The following is a 21877-nucleotide window of genomic DNA, read 5'->3' on the forward strand; positions in this document are numbered from 1 at the left end:
AAGGAGATCGGTGGGTTTTGCTGCTGGATAGGCCATTTGCCGACGCGGCCGAGGGTTACTGTGTTTCCAACAGCCTGAACGTCAGGGCCGCTGCATCCTGTTTCTCCGAGTAATCGGCCATCAGGGTGAGATCCGTCCTCTGGCCCGCGGACCATAGCTGGCAAGCCACTCGCCTCGATTGTGAGCCAGCCTCTGTCGGGTAAACGTCCAGAGGAATCCGGCCGCAGCTGTCGGGTTTGAAGGCCAGGTGATAAGGCGGGAGCGTCAAGTTCGCAACCATTTCTCCCGAGTACTCCAGTTCCTCGATGATTTCGTCATAAATGGCAGGGCTCACTGCAAATACCGATAACGCCGATCGCTCGCCGTTTTGAATGGCGTTGAGCAGAGCGGTTGTGAGTCGATAGATTTCGTCGTGATCAAATGATTGCATCGTTCATTTCTCTAGCCAGCTTGCGGAACGCGGCGGGTTGCTTGCGATTTCTGGCCTCGCACAATATCAATGCCAGGCTGTGGTGCTCAAAGGTCTTTTTGACCGAGTCGGTTGCGACATTAGCCAGCGGGGTAGCCGGGTTGAAGTCGCTCTCCAGGGTAGAAACCATGTAGGCGCCTTTTCTGCTCCATTGGTTGAAGCGCATGACGTATCGGTCATTGAGTATCATGGCGCCTTCTTGCTTATCGTCCGAAAAGTAGAAGTCCAGGTTCGAGGCAAGACTGTCGTCTTGCTGGGCAAGGCGCTTTTGGTATCTGAGCAAGGTGCTAAGGCGCGCGCCGGGGGCAAGGCCAAAACCACTGCCTAGGGTCTGCTGGTTGAAGCAGTAACACTTGAACAACACCTCCAGCGTTCGCCGCTGGTAGCTCGTCGAGTAGCTTTTTTCATAAAAGTGAAAGTCGCAGGGTTCGCCAATCCGTTCATGCCCCGCTGCCGCGAGCGCCTCTGGCGAGAAGCTCTGCAGGCCAAACAGGTGTGGGTTCGTGAGCGTTGAGTTTTTCAGGTACAGGTGAAAGAGCTCGAAAAAGGTGACTGGCAACATGTTTATAACGACCGATCCTTGGATTGTTGGGAGCGCAGATGCCGCGGCGGCTCAGCCCAGTGGCTGCCCGGGACCGATTTTCCGCAATTGCCCGAGGCGGCTGCGGGTGCGCGCCAGATCGATGGCGTGGCCGCCGAGACACTCATGCAGCGGGCGCTGGCCGATCAGCAGCAGGCGTTTGTCTTGGTCGTAGAGCACGTCGATCAGGTTGATGAAGCGTTGCTGGGCGGCGATCGAGCATTCTCCCAACTCCGGCAGTTCGTCGATGATCCAGGTGTCGAAGTGGCGACTCAGTTCCAGGTAGTCCATGACGGCCGTGGGCTGTTCGCACACATCGTTGAATTCAAAACGGATGCTGCGCTGCTGGATCTGGCGCACGGTCAATTGCCGGGCGCCTACTGTCAGTTGCGCCGCTGCGGCATGGCGCTCGGGCAGTTCCAGGACCAGGCGCTGGGCCGGGGTGCCGGGCCACACATAGCACCCCTGGGTGAAGACCTGCTGGTCGTGGGTCTGCGCCTGGCTACGGTAGTCGTGGGGGCCGCTCACCTCCATCACCTGCATGCGCCCGTTGATCAGCTCGATCACCGGCTTGAAGCGGGCATGGTACAGCGGGTTGGGCAGCAGGCCTTCGGGGGCGTAATTGGAGGTCAACAGCAGGGTGATGCCGCGTTTGAACAGGGCCTTGAACAGCCGGTTGATCAGCATTGCATCGCCGATGTCGTGAACATGGAATTCATCGAAGCACAGCACCCGGCACTGGCTGAGCAACTCGTCTAGGGTGGCTCCCAGAGCGTCGGCCTGCTGCTGATGGCGGAACATGCCCTGGTGCAACTGGGCGAAGAAGTCGTGGAAGTGCAGGCGCTGTTTTTCGGCGATGGGCAAGGCGCGGAAGAAGCCGTCCAGCAACCAGCTCTTGCCCCGGCCGACGGCGCCGTACAGGTACAGGCTCTGAGCCCTGTGTGGCTGCAGCAGCAGCGTCTCGGCTTGCCGCGCCATGCAGTCGATCACCCGCAACTGGCCCGGGCTCAGGGTGTAGCCCTGATCTCGTGCCTGGTGCTCAAAGTAGTCGTGGATGACCCGCGCCTGGGCGCTGGGGCGTCGAGACGCCTGGCTGAACAGGCGTCGCCAGCGTGATTGCGGCGCTGCAGATTCTGACGGTAAAGCGGCCAATGGTAGTTACCCCGATGGTTCCAGGCCGCTCACCTTAAAAGCGGCGCGACAATTTAACCAATCGAAACCCCGTCGGCCACTGATCTCGAAAAGGCATGGCTGAGGGCGCTGTTGTGTCTTGGCCGTGGCGTCAGGAAATGAATAGGCAAACTGGCGATTTTTTCCTCGGTTGCTACCCTCCTTGCAGCCAATGCTTCTGGGTAAGGATTGAGGCCTTGAATGGATATAAGGGGATGGCAGGGATCAGCGCGCTGCTTTGCGCGACCGCAGGCGCCACGGATTTGCAGGTGCAGGTGCGGGTCGACGTGATGCATGGCTGCCAGTTGGTCGGGCTGCCGCGCGAAGCGGGTGTCGAGCAACTGGGTACCCTGGATTTTGGCAGCACTGCGCGCTTGGACAATCCTGCCGGTCCTTTGTCGGCGACCTTGCTCAGTGGCCGTCAACCCCGCCTGGAATGCAACCCCGATACCCCTTACCAGATGCGCATCGACGGTGGTTTGCATGGCGGCGTCGGTGAGCTGCGTTACCTGGCCAGTGACCGTTCGTTGGGCAAACCCATTCCTTATCGCCTTTACCGGGACCCGGCACGGCGTGTTCCGCTGCCAGTGAATGTGCCGGTCAGTGGCCGGGTGTCGGATTCCGGCACCGTAGAACTGCCCGTGTACGGGCGCATTGAACCGGTGGCCGAAATTCCAGGCGCCGGCGGTTATTCCGATGTATTGAAGGTGACCCTGAGCTGGTGAGAGTGGGGGGCTGAACGCTACTGCGCAGGAGCCGCGCAGAGCAGGGACAGCCGCTTGTCGTGAGCGGCTCATGTAGGAGTCCTGATGGAAGTGGGATGGGCGCAATGAACAGCGGGACCAGGACGATCGTCGCCCTGGGTGGGTTGTGTCTGCTGGTGCCAGATGCGCAAGCGGCGATCAGCGGCCAGATCCAGGCACGGCTGGTGATTACCGCCAGTTGTCAGGTGACCCATGGTGCCGGCGGCGCCCCTGGCAGCGCGGTCGGCGACTTGGGCATGCTCGACTTCGGTCAGCAGGGGCCGACCTGGATTTCCCCCATCAAGGCCAGCCTTGGCGACAACGCCGAAGGTCAGTTGCAGGTGGCCTGCAATCCCTCGGTCACCGGCTTCACGGTGAGCATCAATGGCGGCCTCAACGGCGACGGCACGACCCGGCGCCTTAGCAACGGTCGCCTGAGCATTCCCTATCGATTGTTCGTCGATGCATCCGGTAGCCATAGCTACAGCATCGGCCAGCAGCGCAATTTCGCAGTGAGCGGCAATAGCCGGATTCCCATTCCGGTATTTGGCTCAGTGGTCGCGAATACCCGCGCGATTCCGGCCGGGGTCTACACCGACACCCTGACCATCACGCTGGATTGGTAAACCACGAGAGGACGCACATCATGCACGCGCTTGTATCCAGGATTGGCTGGCCTTTGTTGGGACTGGCAATGGTGTCTACGGCAAATGCGGCCACCACCGTTACGGGGCAGATCAGTTCGACCCTGATCCTCACCAGCAGTTGTCAGGTCAACGGGGTGGGGGGCAGCACTGGGCTGGACTTTGGTGCCTTGAACTTCGGCACCACCAACAGTCTGTTCAGCACCGCCACTGGTCAGGTGCTGGGGGGCGGCGGCGGAGCCTTGTCGATTCTGTGCTCCACGGGCACCACGCCAACCCTGACCATCCAGGGCGGTAGCAACGATGGCCAGTCCGCTGGCGGCACCCGTGCACTGTATGACGGTGTCGGCAATTACGTGCCTTACGACCTGTACACCGATTCCGGGCATTCGCAGATCGTGGCGATCAACGGGGTGATCAACCTGGCACCGAGTACCGGGGTTGCGCAGACCGTGAACCTCTATGGTCAGGCGGTGGGCAAGGCGGGGCTGCCAGCCGGCACCTACACCGATACGGTGTCCGTGCAACTGACCTTCTGATGCCATGTTCAACCATGCCAGTGCGTGGTTGCTGCTGATTGGCGCGAGCGCTTGGTCGGTGGGTTTGACGGCAGCCACCAGTCAGAGCTTTCAGGTCAGCGCCACCGTCACCGCCGGTTGCCTGGTGGTGGGCGGGGTCAGCGACTACGGCAGCCTGGCGTTCGGCAGTCACTCGGCGCTGTCCACCAGCACTGTGAGCGCGGCGCTGACGGGGGGCGTGCAGTTGCAATGTACGCCGGGGGTCACGCTGAACATGACGGTCGACGGCGGCCAGTACAACAGCAGCGGGCGCCACATGCAGCTCAATAGCGGCAGTGAGCGGGTGGCTTATCAACTCTATAGCGATGCCGCCTACAGCCAGAGCCTGGGTATCAGCCAGAGCGTGGCGGTGGTCTACAGCGATGCCAATCACATCAGCCTGCCGATTTATGGGCGGGTGCAGTTGTCGGGCAGTCAACCTGGGGGAACCTACAGCGATGTGCTGCAAGTGCAACTGTCGTGGTGATCAAGTCAATCAACCAGCAGCCGGACAAGGAGTCGTTGTATGCATTTACTGTTGTGGGGCCTGTGGACGACAGGTTGCCGGGCACTCGGCGGATTGTTGCTGGGCCTGTCCACCGCCCAGGCCGCCAGTTCAGTGTTGATCTGGCCGATCGATCCGGTACTGGAGGCCGATCAGCAAGCCAGCGCGCTGTGGCTGGAAAACCGTGGCACCGAAACCGCCCACCTGCAGATCCGGGTGTTCGCCTGGAGCCAGAGCGATTTTGCCGATCAGTACCAGAACCAGCGCGATGTCATCGGTAGCCCGCCGGTGGCCAAGATCGAACCCGGGCAGAAGCAGTTGGTGCGCCTGACCCGCACCCGTGAGGTGCCGCCTGGGCAGGAGTTGGCGTACCGAATCATCATTGACGAGATTCCTTCGGCGCAGCCCATCACTGCACGAGATGGGGCCAAGAGCGCGGCGGCCATTCGCTTTCAGATGCGTTATTCGGTGCCGCTGTTTGCCTACGGCGCAGGACTCTGGAGCAAGGAAGACAGCACTCGACGGCGCGATCCCAAGGGGGGCGGCGTACCGGACCTGAGCTGGCGCAAGGTGGTAGTGGACGGCAAACCTTTCTTCGAGTTGCGCAACCGCGGGGCGGTGCACGCGCGGCTGACCGATGTTGCCTTCGGGCAAGGCGGGCAGGCCCAGCCACTGGCACCGGGTTTGCTCGGGTATGTGCTGCCTGGGGCGGTCATGCGCTGGCCGGCGCCAGCGCCATTGGCGGCTGGGTCGACCCTGCAACTGCGCGTCAATGGGGCGCCACAGGTTCAGCGTCTGCCGCCTTCACCCTGATCGACAGGGACCAGGCAGCCGTCTGCAAAACGCACAGGCAGAGAAACAGGCGCAGGTGAGCAAGGAGCATCCGCCTCGGGAGGAAGATGTCCATCAAGGGACCTGAATCCATCATGAGCCAGGGCTTGGTGCGCCGTTTCCGGCGCTTGCAGGGGCTGATGGGCGGCCTGTGGGGCTTGATGTTGTCTTGTCCACTCCAGGCTGGCGACTTACCGCCGCCGCCCAGCAGCCTGGAGTTCCTAGGCGATGCGCAGTTGTTTCTGGAATTGGTGATCAATCAGATGAACACCGGCAAGGTGGTGGCGGTGGAGCAGCGGGCTGGAGGCTTGTACATACCGGCGCAGACCCTGCGAGAGACCGGTATGAGCCTGCCCGACGGCGTCGGCCGTGAGGTGGACCTCGATAGCCTGCAGGGCGTGCACAGCGATTACGACATTCAGGGCCAACGCCTGTTGCTCGATGTGCCACCGCACTGGTTGCCGGAGCAGTTCATCGGCAACCGCCAGGCCTATCCGCGAACCCAAGCCCTGAGCAGTTTCGGCGCGCTGCTCAACTACGACCTGTACCTCAATGACACCGATGACGGTGGCACTTACCTGGCGGCCTGGAACGAAGTGCGGTTGTTTGACCACTGGGGCACCTTGTCCAATACCGGGCAGTACCGGCGGACCCTGTCCGGTGTCGAGAGCAGCTCGCTGAACAACGGCTATCGGCGTTACGACACCACTTGGCGCTTTTCCGACGATGAGCGCCTGTTGACGTATGAAGTCGGTGACCTGATCAGTGGCGCTTTACCGTGGAGCAACTCGGTGCGCCTGGGCGGGGTGCAGCTGTCACGGGATTTCGCCGTGCGTCCGGACCTGGTGACCTATCCACTGCCACAGTTTGCCGGGGAGGCGGCGGTGCCATCTTCGCTGGACCTGTTCATCAACGGCTACAAATCCAGCAGCGCCGAGCTGCAGCCCGGCCCCTACACCCTGACCAACATTCCTTTTATCAACGGCGCAGGCGAGGCCGTGGTAGTGACCACCGATACCCTGGGCCGGCAGGTCTCGACCAGCGTACCGTTCTACGTCACCAGCAGCCTTTTGCAGAAGGGCCTGACGGATTTCTCGGTGGCCGCTGGCACCTTGCGTCGGGACTACACCTTGCGTGATTTCGGTTATGGCCCGGGGGTGACTTCCGCCAGCCTGCGTCATGGCCTGAGCGACAGCCTGACCTTCGAAAGCCTTGCGCAAGCGTCCGAGTCGCTGGCTCTGGGCGGGGTGGGCGGCAATTGGCGGCTGGGGCAGCTTGGGGTGTTCAACAGTGCCGTCAGCCAGAGTCGTTTTGATGGCAAGGGCGGTCAGCAGATGAGCCTGGGTTACCAGTACAGCAGCCAGCGCTACAGCGTCGCCTACCAGCGTGTGCAGCGTCGCGATCAGTATGCCGACCTGACGCTGATCGACCGCCCTTACGCCAGCCTCAGCCGGCGCAGCGAACAACTGACCCTGAGCCTCAACCTGGAACGCTACGGCAGCCTGGGCGCCGGTTACTTCGATGTGCGCGCCGCTGACGCGAGCCGTACCCGTTTATTGAACCTGACCTGGAGCAAACCGCTGTGGCACAACAGCAGCTTCTACCTGTCGGCCAACCGTGAAATCGGCGACAGCCAATGGGCCATGCAGGCGCAGTGGGTGGTTCCTTTCGACCTGCACGGTAGCTTGAGCCTGGGTAACGAGCGCAGCAAAACCGGGAAAAACCGCCAGCGGGTCAATTTCAGTCGCTCGGTGCCCACCCAGGGCGGGGTCGGTTACAACCTGGGGTACGCCACTGGCAATGGCGAGGACTATCGCCAGGCGGATGCCACCTGGCGCCTGCAGTCGGTGCGCTTGCAGGCCGGGGTCTATGGCAGCCGCGATGCCGAGACGCGCTGGGCGGATGCCAGCGGCTCTTTGGTGTGGATGGATCGTCAGGTGTTTGCCGCCAATCGTATTGACGACGCCTTTGTGGTGGTCAGCACCAACGGTTACAAGGACATTCCGGTGCGCTATGAAAATCAGCCGGTGGGCCAGACCGACAAGAACGGCCACTTGCTGGTGCCCTGGAGCAGTGCTTACTACCGCGGCAAATACGAGATCGACCCGCTGAACCTGCCGGCCAACGTGCAGAGTCCGAGTGTCGAGCAGCGCGTTGCTGTGCGCCGTGGCGCCGGCTACTTGTTGGCGTTCCCTCTGACCCGGGTCATCGCCGCCAGCGTGGTTCTGGTGGACAGCCAGCAGCGGCAGTTGCCTCTGGGCAGTACGGTGACGCACCAGCAGAGCGGGGCGCGAGCAGTGGTCGGCTGGGACGGGCTGGTCTATCTGGAGAACCTCTTGGCCCACAATAGCCTGGAGGTCGTCCTGGCTGACGGCACCAGTTGCCGGGCGCAGTTCGATATGGACCTGCAACAGCAGCAGGTGCCGCTGATCGGCCCGCTGGTCTGTCGGTAGGGCGTGATCACCACAAAAGGAGAGCCGGACGTGGACAGATTCAAGGGATGGCGACTGCTATTGCTGGGGCTGCTGACCTGCGTATTTTCGGCCAAGACCTTGGCATTGTGTACCAGCGTCAGCACCGTGCCGGCGGGGTTTGGCACGGTCAGCTCGATTGTGTTGCGCACCACCTCGCAAGCATCCTCCACTCCCAACTCGGGGCTGAGCTGCACCGGCTCGTTGCTGACCTTGCTGAGCACCACCGATCACTTCTATGCCACCATCACTTCCGGTACCAGCGGCATGGTCGGCCCCACGGGCGATGTCATCAACTACACCTTGTACGCCAACAACAGCACGAGTTATCCCATCACTCGAGGTACACCCTTCGACTTTGCCCGTCATTCGATCATCGATGCCTTGGGCTTGCTAGGGAGCAGTACGGTGGCCAAGACGGTGCCGATTTACCTGGGCACCCTCACCGGTAGCAACGTCGCAGCCGGGGTCTACACCGAGAACCTGAGCATTTTCTGGAGCTGGAACTATTGCGCGGGAATCGGTGCCTTGGGGGTCTGTCTGGGGCGTGATATCGGCAGCGGCACCCAGAGCCTGACTGTGAACATGACGGTTTCCAATGATTGCCTGATCAGTGCCCCGAACATCAGTTTTGGCAGCGCTCCGGTGGTCAGCGCCTTTGCCACGGTGACTGGGCAGACCATCAACCTGGCCTGCACCAAGGGCAGTGCCTATACCGTGGGTTTGAGCGATGGTCAGCAGCCGGTGAGCGCGGGTGGTCGGCGGCGGATGATTTCCAGTGGCAACTACCTGGCCTATGACATCTTCAAGAGTGCCGGAAACACTCGCTGGGGCAGTATCGGCAGTGCCCGGCGCTCCAGTACCGATGCAGAAGTCAACCCGGGCAATGGCCTGGGCAGCGGCAGCCAGATCTTCAACTACAACGCCCGGATCTATAGCGACCAGAGTACGCCGCCGGCCGGCGCCTATGTCGACAACGTGGTGCTCGATGTGGGGTTCTAGGAACCGCCGCGCCACTGATTTCGTCGTCCGCCCGAGGCGCTTTTGCTCAGTCTTGCCCTGGTCGGCCGCTCCATGGTGACGAGCTGTTGCAAAGCATGCCGGGGGGCTGGGGTTGAAGCACATTCGGGCGAGCCTGCTATGGGCGCGCTGAGCTGGCGCCGGACGCAGTGGCCGGGTGCAGTCCAGGGTTCAGGCTCCACAGCCAATAGAGCAGCGCCACGCCGTTGATGGCGGCGCCCAGCAGGCACACTCCGGTCCAGCCGGCCCAGGCGTAGGTGGCGGTGGCGGCGATTGAGCCGCTGGCGCTACCGACCGAATAGAACAGCATGTAACCGGCGGCCAAGCGGCTCTGGGCCTCCGGGCGCACGCTGTAGATCAGGCTCTGGCTGGTGACGTGTACGGCCTGTAAGCCCAGGTCGAAGGTGATCACCCCCAGTAACAGCGCCCATAGTGAAGATTGGGTAAAGGCAATGGGCAGCCAGGACACCAGCATCAATGCCAGGGCCAAGCCGCTGGTCCACTGTGCCAGGCCGCGATCGGCCAGGTGCCCGGCCCGTGCGGCGCCCAGGGCGCCTGCGGCACCGGCCAGGCCGAACAGGCCGATCTCGGTGTGGGACAGCGACAACGGCGGGGCACTCAGAGGCAGCACCATTGGTGTCCACAAGACAGTGCCGGCGGCGAAAATCAGCATGGCCAGCACCGCGCGGTCCCGCAGCACCTTTTCTTCCTTGAATAACTGCCGCAGCGAGCCGAGCAGTTGCCCGTAGCGCTGTACGGTCGGCGGCGGCTCGACGGCCGGCAGTACATGCCACAGGGCCAGTGCCACCAGCAGGGTCAGGCCGGCGGACAGCAGGTACACCGAGCGCCAGCCTGCCAGGTCGGCCATGGTGCCCGCCACGGTACGCGCCAACAGAATGCCCACCACGATACCGCTGGTGACCATGCCCACCACTCGTCCTCGCTGTGTCACCGGCGCCAGGTTGGCCGCATAGGCCACCAACACCTGGGTCACCACCGCCAGCAGCCCGATACAGGCCATGCCCAGCAACAGCCAGGCACTGCTGGGAGCCAGAGCCACGGTCAACAAGGCCAGCACCGACAGCAGGGTCTGGCTGACGATTAATCGTCGGCGGTTGCACAGGTCGCCCAGGGGCACCAGCAACAGCAGACCCAGGCCGTAACCCACCTGAGTCAGGGTGATGACGATGCCCACCGTGGCGGGCGACAGCTCGAAGGCTTGGGCCATGGCGTCGAGCAGCGGTTGGGCGTAGTAGACATTGCCCACCGCCAGTCCGCAGGCGATGGCGAACAGCAGCACCACCGGTGGTGAAAGAGTTGAGGTGGCGGGAGGGGAAGAATCGTGCGGCATGTCAGGCTCCGTTTCTGGTTTTGTTATAAAACCAGTTGTACGGTAATGGTGGGGGTTTTATATTGCAACCACTTTACCTGGGCCCGAACGGAGAATGCCCCGCATGGTTAAACGCACCCGCTTGCAAGATGCCGAGTGCCCGGTAGCTCGTTCATTGGACGCCATAGGTGACTGGTGGTCGTTGTTGATTGTGCGCGACGCTTTTGATGGCATCCGCCGCTTTGGCGAATTTCAGCGCAACCTCGGCATGGCCAAGAATATTCTTGCCGCACGTTTGCGCACCTTGGTGGAGCACGGGGTGTTCGAGGTCGTGCCGGCTTCCGATGGCAGCGCCTATCAGGAATACGTGCTGACCGAGAAGGGTAAGGGGCTGTTTCCCCTGATCATCGGCTTGCGCCAATGGGGCGAGGCGTTTTTCTACGAAGAAGGTGAGGCGCATTCGCGCATGTTGGACCGAGAAACCGGGGAGCCGCTGCCAGCGTTGGAACTGCGAACGGCGGATGGGCGTGTCTTGGGGCCGGAAGATTGCCTGCGGGTGCCGGCCTCTTAAGACGCTGAACGACTGCGGGAGCGGCCCCGCAGTCGTTGTGTGGGTTCAGCGTAGCTTGTCCACCAGGTCGGCGAGGGTGCTCAGAACATCCTTGCCCAGTTGCATGGAACGTTTGCCAGACCAGCCGGTAGCTGGGTTGGGGGCGTCGTCGTGGTCCTTGAAGGGCATTTCCAGGGTCAGCGCCAGGCAGTCGTATTTTTCCCCGACGGCGTTGCAGGCCAGGGTCATGTTGGCTTCGCCGGGCTTATCGCGGGCGTAGCCGTAGGTGGTCTGGAAGTCCTCGGTCTGGCGCTTCAAGTGGCTGCGGAAATGTTCTTCGAGTCCCGCCAAGCGCGGCGTATAGCCCGGATTGCCTTCACAACCGGCGGTGAATACGTGCGGGATTTCTTCATCGCCGTGCACGTCGAGAAACAGGTCGACGCCGTACTTTTCCATCTGCTGCTGAACGAACAGGACTTCCGGGCTCAGCTCCTGGCTGGCGTTCTGCCAGGCACGGTTGAGATCCTGGCCCCGGGCGTTGGTGCGCAAGTTGCCATGGAACGCGCCGTCGGGGTTCATGTTCGGCACCAGGTACAGGTCAGCCTTGGCCAGCAGTGAATTGAGTTCTGGATCATCGTGATGCTGCAGTCGCTCGATCACGCCTTCCATGAACCATTCGGCCATGTGTTCGCCTGGGTGCTGCTGGGCGATGATCCAGATTCTGCGCTGGCCGTCCTTGCCGCTGCCTTTGCGCAGCAGTTGGATATCCCGACCTTCGACACTTTGACCCACGGCCAGCAACTCGGCGTTGGCCTTGCTCAGGGCCTGGTCGATCAGCCAGTCGTGACGACTGCGGCTGTAGGGTTCGAAGTAGGCGAACCAGGCGTGAGTCTGGGTGGCTTCAAGGTTGAACCGCAGCGCGTCGCCTTCGAAGATCGTGGGGACGCGAAACCAGTTCACGTGGTCATAGGAGGCAACGGCCTGGTAGCCGGTCCATGCCTTGCTGTAGGAGGATTGGCTGGCATTGCTCAGGCGGAACCAGTGCTCCTGTCCGACATGCAGGCCGCTGACTTTGAAGTGAAACCACTGAAAGTGCGGACTCTGGATGTCCGGCCGGATGGCCAGCAATGCCTGCAGCGGGTTGCTGATGTCCAACACATTGATGTTGCCGCTGTCGAAGTCGGCAGAGATTTGAAACGAGGAGTGATTGCCCACGGTCATAATCAGGTTCCTGAACAGGAGTGTTATGAACGCTACTCTACACACAAGGGGGGGTAAAAGAAGGGGGCGTCGTCCTTGACGCCGATGAAGCTTAGTGGCTATGCAATTGATTCTCAAGCGCTACTTTTTGATTCCCGGGCCTTTACGACGGACGTTGACTTGCAAAGCAATATTCTTTTGCTATCATCGCCGCCATTATTTTTAGCAGCGCCCACGTCTTCATTAGCCTGAAGCCAAGCCAGAAAAACTGGCAAAAAAAAGACCCGGCAAAAAGCCGGGTCAAAAACCGTGATTAGCCTGATGAGGAGATAATCCAGAGGTCCGACCTAAGGTCCTTTGGGTTATCGACCGATCTCGCGATCAGCTGAATGCAATAGTAATCATTATCATTTGCAAGTCAAACGTTTTTCCCTGCCTGTCGGATATTAATTTCCGTTCCTCCCGACGCCCGTCGTTGGTCTCTGTCTGAGCAAAGCCTTCGGCCTCAGCTTGATTCATGACGCTGACTCTCCAGCGACTTGTCCACCAGTGCTTTGGCGAGGTCGATCATGTGCACCACTGAAAACGCCAGGTCGCGATTGGCGCCCCGCAGGTTGTTGGCCGCATCGTAGGCGGTGGCCGCTGCGCAGCGCAGCAGGTCGGATGCATGAATCATGGCTTCCTCGCTGCTGAGGCTGCGTCTGATTTCAAAGAATTTCTCATCCTTGGCGGGTTCGGTACTGGCGGGTTTCAAGTAGTAGTCCATTGCTCTTCGTGCGGCATCGCTGCCTTTGAGCGAATTCAATGTGGCCTCTGTTTTGAGTTCTGGCACGTCCTTGCTGCTTGTATTCATCGAGTCTTCTGCCCTGTCTAAGAAAAGGAAAGAGGGGGAGAAATCAGGGTAATACGTATTGTAATTGTGACGAGATTTCAAATACTACAAGTTGTGTGTTGAGGCCGGAAATACACAACGTATTGTTCCGCCCATGGACAAATGGATTGAGTTGGTCAAAACCAACATGAAAGGCCGCAAGGTCACACAGGAAAAGCTCGCCGAGCGTCTGGGCATGTCTCAGGGCGGTATCGGTCATTGGTTGAGCAAGCGTCGGCAGCCAAAGATCGAAGACATGAACCGGGTGCTGGAAGAGATCGGCATGGGCTTTCTCGAAGTCGCCCTGGTGGTGCGCGAAAAACCCTTGCTGGGAGATGATGGCGAGCCATTGGCCGACGAATCTTCGCTGCTGCGCAAGTACAATCCGTACTTTCGTTACCCCGTAAGTGATTGGCGGGTTGCCGGTGAGGTTCGCGAAGCGGGGCAGTCAGCCTATGTACCAGAGCGCTACGAGCTTTCCGATTACCAGGCCCAGGGCGCGGCGTTCTGGTTGGTGGTGGTTGGCGATGCGATGATCGCTCCCAGTGGCCTGAGCATCAGTCAGGACATGTTGATTCTGGTTGATCCGGCCATTGCGGCCGAGCCTGGCAAATTGGTGGTCGTACAGTGTCCCGGTAATGCCGAGGCGATCTTCCGCAAGTTGGTTCAAGAGGGCGGTCAGCGATATCTCGTACCGCTTAATCCTACTTATCCGAAGATGCTCTACAGCGACGAGTGCCGGGTTATTGGTGTAGTCGTACAAGCGACTGCGAAGTTCTAACTTCTCTGAATAGCCCCTTCCTACAGGTAGTAAGGGGCTTTCTGACTAAATGGACTTATTCCAGCTCCACTAGCGCACAGCCTTCACTGACCATCTCGCCTTCCTGGCAATACAGTGCCTTGACGACCCCGGCCTGGGGCGCGCGGATGCTGTGCTCCATCTTCATCGCTTCCAATACCACCAATTGCGTACCCGCCTCAACGCTTTGTCCGGTGCTGACCAATACCCGCACGATGCTGCCGTTCATTGGTGCCGTGAGCCCGCCATGCTGATTGTGACTGGCGTCTGCGGCGGCGATCGGGTCATAGGCGGTGATGGCGTGCATGTCGCCCTGCCAATGCAGGTACAGGGTGTCGCCACGGCGAATGGCGCGATGTTCACGGCGCAGTCCCTGTTGCTCGACCCACAGGTGCTCGTTTTGCAACTGATAGGCGGGGGAATGAGCCCCAAGGCTGATGGCCCGGTCCTGCCCGGCGCAGCTCAGATGCAGGCTGGTTTGCGCTGGCAGGCCGCTGCGCCAGCCGTTGAGCGTTGACCAGGGCGATTGGGGATCGTCGTCGCGAGTGCGCTGCGGCTGACTTTGCGCAAAGGCCTGGGCCGCCGCGTGCCAGAAGTCTGTGCTTAGCTCGCTCGGCGCTGGCAGCAATTGCTCCTGATAGCGAGGGATGAATCCGGTATCCAACTGGGCCTCGGCAAATGCAGGGTGAGCGATGATGCGCCGCAAGAAGGCCAGGTTGGTTTTCAAGCCGCCAATGGCGAATTCATCGAGCATGCTCAACAGACGCAGGCGGGCCTGCTCGCGGTTCTCGCCCCAGGCAATCAGCTTGCCCAGCATCGGATCGTAGAAGGGCGACACGCTGTCGCCTTCCTCGACCCCACTGTCCACCCGGCGTCCCGGTCCGGCCGCGGACTCCCGATACAGGTCGAGGCGGCCGGTGGCCGGCAGAAAATCGTTGCCCGGATCTTCAGCGTAGAGGCGCACTTCAATGGCGTGCCCCAGCAGCGGCACTTGTTCCTGGCTGATGGGCAGGGCTTCGCCCCGGGCCACGCGGATTTGCCAGGCCACCAGGTCCAGCCCGGTAATGGCCTCGGTGACCGGGTGCTCCACCTGCAACCGGGTATTCATCTCCATGAAGAAGAATTCACCACGGGCATCCAGAAGAAACTCGACGGTGCCGGCGCCGACATAGCCGATGGCCTGAGCGGCACGCACGGCCGCCTCGCCCATGGCCTTGCGCAGCTCAGGACTGAGGCCCGGAGCGGGGGCTTCCTCGACCACTTTCTGGTGGCGGCGCTGGATCGAGCAATCGCGCTCGTTGAGGTACAGGCAGTGGCCGTGTTGGTCGGCAAACACCTGGATTTCCACATGACGTGGCTTGAGCAGGTACTTTTCCACCAGCATCCGCGAGTCGCCGAAGGACGACAGGGCCTCACGCTGTGCCGAGGCCAGGGCTTCAGCCAGCTGGCTGACGTCTTCAACGACTTTCATGCCTTTGCCGCCCCCCCGGCTGTGGCTTTGAGCAACACCGGGTAGCCAATGCGCTCGGCGGCGTTGCGGAAGGTTTCCAGGTCCTGGGCTTCGCCATGGTATCCCGGCACCAAAGGTACGCCGGCGGTTTCCATCAGCGCCTTGGCCGCCGACTTGCTGCCCATGGCATCGATGGCCGAGGCGGGCGGCCCCAGGAAGATCAAGCCCGCCGCTTCAATGGCCCGCGCGAAACCGGCGTTTTCCGAGAGAAATCCGTAGCCGGGGTGAATGGCCTGGGCGCCGCTGGCTTTGGCCGCAGCGATCAATTTGTCGATCTGCAGGTAACTGTCGGCGGCCTTGCTGCCCCCCAGATCGACACGGATATCCGCTTCGCGGCTGTGCCGCGCTTCGCGGTCGGTGGCGCTGTGCACCGCCACGGTGGTCAGGCCCAGGGCCTTGGCGGTGCGCATCACGCGGCAGGCGATCTCGCCACGGTTGGCCACCAGCAGGGTGTCTAGAACAGAGGTGTTCATCAGCGGGACTCCTTGGTCGTGGTCTCGGTTTGCCAACTGGGCGGACGTTTTTCCAGAAATGCCCGCAGGCCCTCCTGACCCTCGGTGCTGACCCGAATCCGCGCAATCGCGTTTTCGCAGTAGCGGCGCAGGGCGGTGGTCAGGGCACCATTGCCCACTTCGCGCAGCAGGTCCTTGCTGGCACGCATGGCCTGGGGACTGTTGAGCAGCAGGTTGTCGATCCATTGGGTGAGTCGCGGCTCCAGCTCTGTTGCTGGGTAACTCTCTGCCAGCAACCCGATTTCCCGTGCCCGCTGACCGTCAAAACGCTCGGCGGTCAGGGTGTAGCGCCGGGCAGCGCGCTCGCCGATGGCTTGAACCACAAAGGGACTGATCACCGCCGGTGCCAGGCCGATGCGCACTTCCGATAGGCAGAATTGCGCATCATCGCTACCGATGGCCATGTCACAGCAACTGATCAGGCCCAGGGCGCCGCCGAAGGCCGCGCCTTGCACCACCGCCAGGGTGGGGATTTTCAGCTTGGCCAGGTTGTACATCAGCTCCGCCAGTTCCCGGGCGTCGTCGAGGTTGGTCTGGTAGTCGAGCTCGGCCGACTGCTGCATCCAGGCCAGGTCGGCGCCGGCGCTGAAATGTTTGCCACGTCCGCGCAGCAGCAAAAAGCGCAAGTTCGGATCGCCTTGCACCTGATCCAGGGCCAGGATCAGCTCGCGGATCATTTCGGCATTGAAGGCGTTGTTCTTTGCTTCACGGCTGAGCCACAAGGTGGCGAAGCCACGCGGGTCACGCTGCAGTTCCAGGGTATTGAAGTCGCTCATGTTTTTCTCGCGCAGGATTACATGCGGAACACGCCGAAGCGGCTCTGTTCGATGGGGGCATTGAGGGCGGCGGACAGGGCCAGGGCCAGCACGTCGCGGGTCTGTGCCGGGTCAATGACGCCGTCGTCCCAGAGTCGGGCGCTGGAGTAATAAGGGTGCCCCTGGTGCTCGTACTGATCGAGGATCGGCTGTTTGATCTCGGCTTCCTGGGCGGCGTCGAAGGGCTGTCCGCTGCGTTCCGCTTGTTCGCGCTTGACCTGAACCAGTACCCCGGCCGCCTGTTCGGCACCCATCACGCCAATTCGCGCATTGGGCCACATCCACAAAAAGCGCGGGTCGTAGGCGCGGCCGCACATGCCGTAGTTGCCGGCGCCGAAGCTGCCGCCGATGATCACGGTGAGTTTCGGCACCTTGGCGCAGGCCACCGCGGTCACCAGTTTGGCGCCGTGTTTGGCGATACCGCCGGCTTCGTATTTCTGCCCGACCATGAAGCCGGTGATGTTCTGCAGGAACACCAGGGGAATGCCGCGCTGGCAGGCCAGTTCGATGAAGTGCGCGCCTTTTTGCGCGGCTTCGGCGAACAGGATGCCGTTGTTGGCGAGAATGGCCACCGGGTAGCCGTGCAGATGGGCGAAACCGCAGACCAGGGTGGTGCCGAACAGGGCCTTGAATTCATCGAACAGCGAGCCGTCCACCAGCCGGGCAATGACTTCGCGGACATCGAATGGCTGCTTGGCATCGGCTGGCACCACACCATAGAGCTCGTCGCCGGCATACAGCGGGGCGATTGGGGTACGTTGCTGCAATTGCCCTTGCTTGTGCCAGTTGAGGTTGGCCACGCTGCGTCGTGCCAGGGCCAGGGCGTGTTCGTCGCTGTCAGCGTAGTGGTCGGCGACCCCGGAAATCTTGCAGTGCACATCGGCACCGCCCAGGTCTTCGGCACTCACCACTTCGCCGGTGGCGGCTTTCACCAGGGGCGGGCCGGCAAGGAAGATGGTCGCCTGTTCACGGACCATGATCGCTTCGTCGGCCATGGCTGGCACGTAGGCACCACCGGCAGTGCAGGAACCCATGACCACGGCGATCTGCGGGATGCCCTGGGCGCTCATGTTGGCCTGGTTGAAAAAGATGCGTCCGAAGTGCTCGCGATCAGGGAAGACTTCGTCCTGGCGGGGCAGGTTGGCGCCGCCGGAGTCCACCAGGTAGATGCACGGCAGGCGGTTTTGCTGGGCAATGGTCTGGGCCCGCAGGTGTTTTTTCACCGTCAGTGGGTAGTAGGAGCCGCCTTTCACCGTGGCGTCGTTGGCCACGATCATGCATTCGATGCCTTCCACCCGACCGATGCCGGCAATCAGCCCTGCGGCCGGCACGTCTTCGCCATAGACCTCGTAGGCGGCCAGGGGGCTGAGTTCAAGGAAGGGCGAGCCAGGATCGAGCAGGCGGTTGATACGCTCGCGTGGCAGCAGTTTGCCCCGGGAAGTGTGGCGTTCCTGAGCCTTGGCGCCACCACCCTGCTGGACCTGGGCGAGCAAGGTGTGCAGGGCGTCGACCTGGGCCAGCATGCTGGCCGCGTTCTGCGCGAACTCGGGGGATTTCGGGTTGAGCTGAGACTTCAGAATCATCGGAGGGCCTACGGCAGCTTCAAGCGACACGCTTCAAGCTGCAAAAGTAAGTCGGTGTTACGGCAGCTTTGGCTTGCCGCTGGTAGCTCGCAATGTGCGGCTGCTTTTACTTGGTTTCGTTGAACAGTTCACGACCGATCAGCATGCGCCGGATCTCGCTGGTGCCAGCACCGATTTCGTAGAGCTTGGCGTCGCGCAGTAGGCGACCGGCGGGGAATTCGTTGATGTAGCCGTTGCCGCCGAGGATCTGGATCGCATCCAGGGCCATCTGGGTGGCACGTTCGGCGCTGTAGAGGATCACCCCGGCGGCGTCCTTGCGGGTGGTTTCGCCGCGCTCGCAGGCCTGGGCCACGGCGTACAGGTAGGCGCGGCTGGCGTTGAGCTGGGTGTACATGTCGGCGATCTTGCCCTGGATCAGCTGGAACTCGCCGATGCTCTGGCCGAACTGCTTGCGGTCGTGAATGTAGGGCACCACCAGGTCCATGCAGGCTTGCATGATCCCGGTCGGGCCGCCGGAGAGCACCACGCGCTCGTAGTCCAGGCCGCTCATCAGGACTTTGACCCCGCCATTGAGCATGCCGAGGATATTTTCCTCCGGTACTTCCACATCATCGAAGAACAGCTCGCAGGTGTTGGAGCCGCGCATGCCCAGCTTGTCGAACTTGTTGCTGCGGCTGAAGCCTTTCCAGTCGCGCTCGACGATGAAAGCGGTGATGCCGTGGGGGCCTTTCTCCAGGTCGGTCTTGGCGTAGATCACATAGGTGTTGGCGTCGGGGCCGTTGGTGATCCAGGTCTTGCTGCCGTTGAGCACGAAACGGTCGCCACGCTTGTCGGCCCGCAGCTTCATCGACACCACGTCGGAGCCCGCATTGGGCTCGCTCATAGCCAGGGCGCCAATGTGCTCGCCGCTGATCAGTTTGGGCAGGTACTTGCTCTTCTGTTCATGGCTGCCGTTGCGGTTGATCTGGTTCACGCAGAGGTTGGAGTGGGCACCGTAGGACAGGGCCACGGAGGCCGAGCCGCGGCTGATTTCTTCCATGGCCACCACGTGAGCCAGGTAACCCAGGCCGGCACCGCCATATTCTTCCGCTACGGTAATACCCAAGAGGCCCATGTCGCCGAACTTGCGCCACATATCGGCGGGGAACAGGTTGTCGACGTCGATCTGCGCGGCTCGGGGCGCGAGCTCCGCCTTGACGAAGGCCTGGACCTGTTGGCGCAGCATATCGATGGTTTCACCGAGGGCGAAGTTCAGGGTCGGGTAAGTCATGGCGGGGCACCTTCACACTTGTTTTTATTGAGGGAAATGAACGTGGAGAGCGGCGCTGTTCGGCTCTCACCTTTACGTTAACGTAAGCCTGCGCTCGGCGACTGTCAATCGCGCTTTACGTAAACGTCAACTTGCGCCAGAGTAGCAGGGCTTTCGATGGCGGCCAGGCTGTTTCGCACCATGGGCCAGGCTCTTGAACACCCACTAATAAAGACAATAGGGGTCGTTATGGAACACTCGGGTTTCCAAGCGGATCGCAGTTACACCCGCGGTACGCAAGACAAGCCGCTGCTGGCGTTGACCATTGGTCAGGCCTTCGACAACACCGTTGCCGTGCATCCTCAGGGAGAAGCCCTGGTGGTGCGCCATCAGCAGTTGCGTTACACCTGGCAGCAACTAAGTGAGCAGGTCGACCTGCACGCCAGGGCGTTACTGACCTTGGGCCTTAAGACCGGCGATCGCCTGGGGATCTGGGCGCCCAATTGCGCTCAGTGGTGCATTGCCCAATTCGCCAGTGCCAAGATCGGCGTCATTTTAGTGAACATCAATCCGGCTTATCGCAGCTCCGAGCTTGAGTATGTGCTCAAGCAGTCCGGTTGCCAGTGGCTGATCTGTGCCGGGGCATTCAAGACCTCCGACTACCACGGCATGCTTCAGGAGCTGGTTCCTGAGCTGGCGGAACAAGCCATCGGGCATGTGCACACTGAGCGCCTTGCGCAACTGCGCGGGGTGATCAGTCTGGATGTGCAGCCGCCGTCCGGTTTCCTTCCCTGGTCGCAATTGACGACCCTGGCCGCCGCCACCTCGGTCGAGCAGTTGCAAGCCCGTCAGGACAGTCTGGATTTCGATCAGGCGGTGAATATCCAGTACACCTCGGGCACCACGGGTTTTCCCAAGGGCGCGACCCTGAGTCACTACAACATTCTCAACAACGGCTACATGGTCGGCGAGAGCCTGGGGCTAACGGCGCAGGACCGCTTGGTGATTCCTGTGCCGCTTTACCACTGTTTCGGCATGGTCATGGGCAATTTGGGTTGTGTCACCCACGGCACGACCATGATCTATCCCAACGATGCATTCGACCCTCTGCAGACCTTGGCCACCGTGGCCGAGGAGCGGGCTACCGGACTGTATGGGGTGCCTACCATGTTTATCGCCATGCTTGATCAGCCGCGGCGCGGCGAGTTTGACCTGTCGAGCCTGCGCACCGGGATCATGGCGGGCGCGACCTGTCCGATTGAGGTGATGCGCCGGGTGATCAGCGAGATGCACATGAGCGAAGTGCAGATCGCCTACGGCATGACGGAAACCAGCCCGGTGTCGCTGCAGACCGGTCCCGCCGATGAGCTGGAGTTACGGGTGACGACGGTTGGGCGAACTCAGCCGCACCTGGAGAGCAAGATTATCGATGAGGCGGGTAACGTGGTGCCGCGCGGCACCATTGGCGAGCTCTGCACCCGGGGTTATAGCGTCATGCTCGGCTATTGGAACAACCCTCAGGCCAGCGGCGAAGCCATCGATCAGGCCGGCTGGATGCATACCGGCGATCTGGCTTCGATGAATGACGAGGGTTATGTGTGCATTGCCGGGCGCAACAAGGACATGATCATTCGCGGCGGCGAGAACATTTATCCGCGTGAACTGGAGGAGTTCTTCTTCACTCATCCTGCGGTGGCGGATGTGCAGGTGATCGGCATTCCGTGTTCCAAGTACGGCGAGGAGATCGTCGCCTGGATCAAGTTCCATCCGGGGCATTCGGCCAATGAGCTGGAGCTGCAAACCTGGTGCAAAGAGCGCATTGCCCATTTCAAGACGCCGCGTTACTTCAAGTTCGTCGAAGAGTTCCCGATGACGGTGACCGGCAAGATCCAGAAGTTCCGCATGCGCGAGATCAGCATTGAGGAGTTGCGTGAGTCAGTGAACAACGGGTGATCGTTGATGGGGCGTGCATCCTGGGCGGTGCACGCTTTGTGGGCGCGAGGAGGCGGACCAATGCTTGATCGCAGGACGCACAAAGGGGAGCCGAAGCTCCCCTTTAATTTGTCGTTGCGTGCTCTTTTCTTATTATTGAGGGGCGGTCTGTTGTTGTTTTTGTTAACCGTGACCCTTTACTGCTGTTTTTGGCGATCCCCATCCGGGATCAAGAGCAAACGTATTTTTTTGAGCGCTGACTTAATGTGTCGCCAGGGCGATCCAACCAGTTCGGGAGCTACCTCAGGGTAGTTTTATTATTCTCTGACCGGTGGTAGATGGCTTTTGCAAGCCCTCCTGCACATCACGCCTTCTCCAAAAAAATCTGTTAGCTGCGTCTCTGCCGTGTTGTTTTTGTTATGCCAGAGTCGTTACGTCTTATTTTTATTAGGTTTGCCGCTTTTTATTCTTGTTATGCCATAGAGATAGCAGAAGCCGTGCCAACTTTATAAAGTTCTTTAAAATCAATGACTTGG

At 61.1% G+C, this 21877-nt stretch carries 19 protein-coding genes and 1 pseudogene; 10 read left to right on the forward strand and 10 right to left on the reverse strand.

All coding sequences use genetic code 11. From position 1 onward, the window contains the following. Nucleotides 1-55: 55 nt before the first annotated feature. Genes PLD_RS10770 through zapE form a run of 3 tightly spaced genes read right to left on the reverse strand, consistent with a single transcriptional unit; the run spans nucleotide 56 to nucleotide 2201 of the window. A complete protein-coding gene (locus PLD_RS10770; RefSeq protein ID WP_159892446.1) occupies nucleotides 56-430 on the reverse strand; it encodes a hypothetical protein in 375 nt (124 codons plus the stop codon). Then, nucleotides 417-1031, reverse strand: a complete 615-nt coding sequence (locus PLD_RS10775) for a hypothetical protein (protein WP_159892448.1) — start codon at nucleotides 1029-1031, stop codon at nucleotides 417-419. Before PLD_RS10775 ends, PLD_RS10770 begins: the two co-directional genes overlap by 14 nt. Before the next feature lie 51 nt (nucleotides 1032-1082). Beyond that, a complete protein-coding gene (gene zapE, locus PLD_RS10780; RefSeq protein ID WP_159892450.1) occupies nucleotides 1083-2201 on the reverse strand; it encodes a cell division protein ZapE in 1119 nt (372 codons plus the stop codon). Between the two features lie 233 nt (nucleotides 2202-2434). Here zapE and PLD_RS10785 point away from each other — a divergent pair, with 233 nt between their 5' ends. The 7 genes from PLD_RS10785 to PLD_RS10815 all read left to right on the forward strand — a co-directional run bounded on the left by PLD_RS10785 (nucleotide 2435) and on the right by PLD_RS10815 (nucleotide 8972). After that, nucleotides 2435-2944, forward strand: coding sequence for a spore coat U domain-containing protein (locus PLD_RS10785; RefSeq protein ID WP_178116146.1), 510 nt, complete (start codon nucleotides 2435-2437; stop codon nucleotides 2942-2944). Between the two features lie 104 nt (nucleotides 2945-3048). Beyond that, nucleotides 3049-3588, forward strand: coding sequence for a spore coat U domain-containing protein (locus PLD_RS10790; RefSeq protein ID WP_159892454.1), 540 nt, complete (start codon nucleotides 3049-3051; stop codon nucleotides 3586-3588). Nucleotides 3589-3608: 20 nt separating this feature from the next. Further along, nucleotides 3609-4145: a spore coat protein U domain-containing protein gene (locus PLD_RS10795; RefSeq protein ID WP_159892456.1), complete on the forward strand. Its 537-nt coding sequence runs from the start codon at nucleotides 3609-3611 to the stop codon at nucleotides 4143-4145. A gap of 4 nt (nucleotides 4146-4149) precedes the next feature. Beyond that, entirely contained in the window at nucleotides 4150-4650 is a 501-nt protein-coding gene (locus tag PLD_RS10800; protein ID WP_159892458.1) for a spore coat U domain-containing protein, read from the forward strand. 39 nt (nucleotides 4651-4689) lie between these two features. Next, nucleotides 4690-5481 (forward strand): molecular chaperone, encoded by a 792-nt coding sequence (locus PLD_RS10805; protein WP_159892460.1) that lies wholly within the window; start codon nucleotides 4690-4692, stop codon nucleotides 5479-5481. A gap of 113 nt (nucleotides 5482-5594) precedes the next feature. After that, nucleotides 5595-7952, forward strand: a complete 2358-nt coding sequence (locus tag PLD_RS10810) for a fimbria/pilus outer membrane usher protein (RefSeq protein WP_159893476.1) — start codon at nucleotides 5595-5597, stop codon at nucleotides 7950-7952. Between the two features lie 30 nt (nucleotides 7953-7982). After that, nucleotides 7983-8972: a spore coat U domain-containing protein gene (locus PLD_RS10815; protein WP_159892462.1), complete on the forward strand. Its 990-nt coding sequence runs from the start codon at nucleotides 7983-7985 to the stop codon at nucleotides 8970-8972. Between the two features lie 136 nt (nucleotides 8973-9108). Here the strand turns inward: PLD_RS10815 and PLD_RS10820 are convergent, their stop codons facing one another. After that, nucleotides 9109-10341: an MFS transporter gene (locus tag PLD_RS10820; protein WP_159892464.1), complete on the reverse strand. Its 1233-nt coding sequence runs from the start codon at nucleotides 10339-10341 to the stop codon at nucleotides 9109-9111. Between the two features lie 103 nt (nucleotides 10342-10444). Here PLD_RS10820 and PLD_RS10825 point away from each other — a divergent pair, with 103 nt between their 5' ends. Continuing rightward, complete coding sequence (locus PLD_RS10825; RefSeq protein ID WP_159892466.1) at nucleotides 10445-10891, forward strand: helix-turn-helix domain-containing protein; 447 nt, start codon at nucleotides 10445-10447, stop codon at nucleotides 10889-10891. Nucleotides 10892-10936: 45 nt separating this feature from the next. Here the strand turns inward: PLD_RS10825 and PLD_RS10830 are convergent, their stop codons facing one another. Both PLD_RS10830 and PLD_RS10835 read right to left on the reverse strand, forming a co-directional pair. Continuing rightward, nucleotides 10937-12091 carry a M14-type cytosolic carboxypeptidase gene (locus PLD_RS10830; RefSeq protein ID WP_159892468.1) on the reverse strand — a complete coding sequence of 385 codons (1155 nt, stop codon included), beginning with the start codon at nucleotides 12089-12091 and terminating at the stop codon, nucleotides 10937-10939. A gap of 484 nt (nucleotides 12092-12575) precedes the next feature. Beyond that, nucleotides 12576-12923, reverse strand: a complete 348-nt coding sequence (locus PLD_RS10835; RefSeq protein WP_159893478.1) for a DUF6124 family protein — start codon at nucleotides 12921-12923, stop codon at nucleotides 12576-12578. A 133-nt stretch (nucleotides 12924-13056) separates the two neighbouring features. Here PLD_RS10835 and PLD_RS10840 point away from each other — a divergent pair, with 133 nt between their 5' ends. Continuing rightward, the gene (locus PLD_RS10840) at nucleotides 13057-13722 is read left to right on the forward strand and encodes a LexA family transcriptional regulator (RefSeq protein WP_159892470.1); all 666 of its coding nucleotides are present in this window, start codon (nucleotides 13057-13059) and stop codon (nucleotides 13720-13722) included. Between the two features lie 55 nt (nucleotides 13723-13777). Here PLD_RS10840 and PLD_RS10845 read toward each other — a convergent pair. From PLD_RS10845 to PLD_RS10860, 4 genes and pseudogenes are all read right to left on the reverse strand, one after another. Beyond that, nucleotides 13778-15723, reverse strand: a pseudogene (locus PLD_RS10845) (biotin carboxylase N-terminal domain-containing protein). Next, nucleotides 15723-16538 (reverse strand): gamma-carboxygeranoyl-CoA hydratase, encoded by an 816-nt coding sequence (locus tag PLD_RS10850; protein ID WP_159892474.1) that lies wholly within the window; start codon nucleotides 16536-16538, stop codon nucleotides 15723-15725. Before PLD_RS10850 ends, PLD_RS10845 begins: the two are co-directional and overlap by 1 nt. A gap of 17 nt (nucleotides 16539-16555) precedes the next feature. Next, on the reverse strand, nucleotides 16556-18160 hold the full coding sequence (locus PLD_RS10855) for a carboxyl transferase domain-containing protein (RefSeq protein WP_159892477.1): 1605 nt from the start codon (nucleotides 18158-18160) through the stop codon (nucleotides 16556-16558). A 106-nt stretch (nucleotides 18161-18266) separates the two neighbouring features. Beyond that, nucleotides 18267-19430 (reverse strand): isovaleryl-CoA dehydrogenase, encoded by a 1164-nt coding sequence (locus PLD_RS10860; RefSeq protein ID WP_159892479.1) that lies wholly within the window; start codon nucleotides 19428-19430, stop codon nucleotides 18267-18269. A 228-nt stretch (nucleotides 19431-19658) separates the two neighbouring features. On the opposite strand from PLD_RS10860, the gene PLD_RS10865 reads away from it, so the two are divergent. Further along, nucleotides 19659-21362: an AMP-binding protein gene (locus PLD_RS10865; RefSeq protein ID WP_159892481.1), complete on the forward strand. Its 1704-nt coding sequence runs from the start codon at nucleotides 19659-19661 to the stop codon at nucleotides 21360-21362. Nucleotides 21363-21877 lie beyond the last annotated feature (515 nt).

Origin of the sequence: Pseudomonas sp. LD120 (assembly GCF_009861525.1) — a bacterium.
GTDB lineage: Bacteria > Pseudomonadota > Gammaproteobacteria > Pseudomonadales > Pseudomonadaceae > Aquipseudomonas.